Origin of the sequence: Paracoccus nototheniae, assembly GCF_004335005.1 — a bacterium.
GTDB classification, from domain to species: Bacteria; Pseudomonadota; Alphaproteobacteria; order Rhodobacterales; family Rhodobacteraceae; genus Paracoccus; species Paracoccus nototheniae.
In genome coordinates this window covers 1-1955 of the sequence record NZ_RQRT01000158.1, presented here as the reverse complement: position 1 = coordinate 1955, position 1955 = coordinate 1, and the positions used below count along the sequence as shown (strand labels likewise).

Annotated in this window: 2 protein-coding genes; one reads left to right on the top strand and one right to left on the bottom strand. The window is 68.5% G+C overall.

What is annotated here, in order from left to right; translation table 11 throughout:
• Positions 1 to 73: 73 nt before the first annotated feature.
• Positions 74 to 889, bottom strand: a complete 816-nt coding sequence (locus EG885_RS22240; protein ID WP_131579038.1) for a cyclase family protein — start codon at positions 887 to 889, stop codon at positions 74 to 76.
• Positions 890 to 1064: 175 nt separating this feature from the next.
• On the opposite strand from EG885_RS22240, the gene EG885_RS22235 reads away from it, so the two are divergent.
• Positions 1065 to 1814: an SDR family oxidoreductase gene (locus EG885_RS22235; protein WP_131579036.1), complete on the top strand. Its 750-nt coding sequence runs from the start codon at positions 1065 to 1067 to the stop codon at positions 1812 to 1814.
• Positions 1815 to 1955: the final 141 nt, after the last annotated feature.

Genomic DNA, 1955 nt, shown 5'->3' with positions numbered 1-1955 from the left:
GGGCCTTCTTCGGTTCGGGCAGGGCGGTTCCGCCATCCTTGCGCACCACGGCGCCCGGCGAAAGCCCCCCGCGTCAGACCATCGCCATGACCCGCGCCGGGCCACCCGTGCCGCCGCGATGCTTGGGCGCGCCGATAAAGACCGTGGCGCCTGCCGGGGGCAGCTGATCCAGATGGGCCAGCCCCTCGATCCCGAACCGCCCCGAGGGCAGCCAGGAATAATGCACCGCGAAATCGGGCGAATTGCCGGGGTCCAGCGACAGCGTGTCCACCCCGATCGAGGCTGCGCCGGTGTCCATCAGCAGATCGGTCGCGGCCTTGGAAAAGCCCGGAAAGGCCAGCGTGCCATCGGGCAGGTTGCGCCACGAGGGATCGCCGATCCTGGCCGTCCAGCCGGAATTCATCGCCACGCAGGCGCCTGCCGGGATCGCGCCATGGGTGGATACCCACGCCTCGATATCCGCAGGCTCGACCATTGCATTGGCATCCTCGGTCGCCTTGGCCGAGATGTCGATGACGCACAGGGGCGCGATCAGATTGTCCACCGGCAGCGCATCGACCGAGGCGCCGCCTTCGGCAAAATGCAGCGGCGCATCGATATGCGTGCCGGTATGTTCAAAGATCGTCAGCTTGAACAGGTGATAGCCGTCGGGGTCGAAATTCTTGTCCGCCTCGAACAGGATGCCCGGCTTGCCGTCGAAGGTCGGAAAATCGCTGTCATAGGTCTGGGTCAGATCGACCACCCGCCCCGTGGCCTGCGCCAGCGCCGGTCGCGCCGACATCGCGCCCGCCGCCACCCCCATCGCGGCGGTGGCGGCGGCCCCGGTGAACAGGTGGCGGCGCGACATCATGTGGGATTTCACATTCTGGATCAGGCAGGCCGTGCACATGGGCGGTTCCTTTGCTGGCGGATGATGGCCGATGGAACCGCCCGCCGCGCCGCCCTGTCAAGCGCCACCGCCCCGGTGCGGGCCATCTGCGGATATTTGAGGCGGTGCGCCCCCTGTTCATCCGGGTGGCCCGTCGTCTAGGCTGCATCCAAGGGATCAACGAAGGAGCGATCTGATGGCGGATATGACGGGCAAGGTGGTGCTGGTCACCGGGGCAAGCCGTGGCATCGGCGCCGCCACCGCGCGGGCCTTTGCGGCCCAGGGCGCGCTGGTCGGTGTCATGGCGCGCAGCACCGATGCGATCCGCGATCTGGCGGACGGGATCGGCGGCGTAGCCCTGTCGGGCGATGTGGCGGTGCCTGCGGATATGCAGCGGGCGGTGGCCGCCCTGGTCGATCGCGCCGGGCGGCTGGATGTGCTGGTCAACAATGCCGGGCTGATCGGTCCCATCGGCGATCTGGCCGAGACCGATCCCGGCGAATGGGGGCAGGCCATCGACGTGAACCTCAAGGGCGTCTTTCACGGCATGCGCGCCGCGCTGCCGGTGATGCGGGCGCAGGGGGGCGGCACGGTGCTGACCGTCGGGTCGGGCGCGGCCCATTCGCCCCAAACGGGGTGGAGCGCCTATTGCGCCAGCAAGGCCGGCGCGCTGATGCTGACCCGCGCGCTGGATCACGAGGCCCGCAGCGACGGCATCCGCGCGATCAGCCTGTCGCCCGGCACGGTCGCCACCGACATGCAGGCGGCGATCCGCGACAGTGGCATCAACCCGGTCAGCCAGCTGGACTGGTCGGTGCATATTCCCCCCGAATGGCCCGCCCGCACGCTGGTCTGGATGTGCAGTCCGGATGCCGACGGCTTTCTGGGCTCAGAAGTGTCGCTCCGCGACGAGGATATCCGCCGCCGGGTGGGTCTGGTGGCCTGACGCGGGCGGGGGCCGCCTAGGGTCAGGATGCATTGATTTCCGTTTCGCGGCGTGATTCACGGCCCAGAAACGGAGCGGTGACATGAGCGACCTTTTCTGGCTGACTGCCGCGCAGATGGCACGCATGGCCCCCTTTTTTCC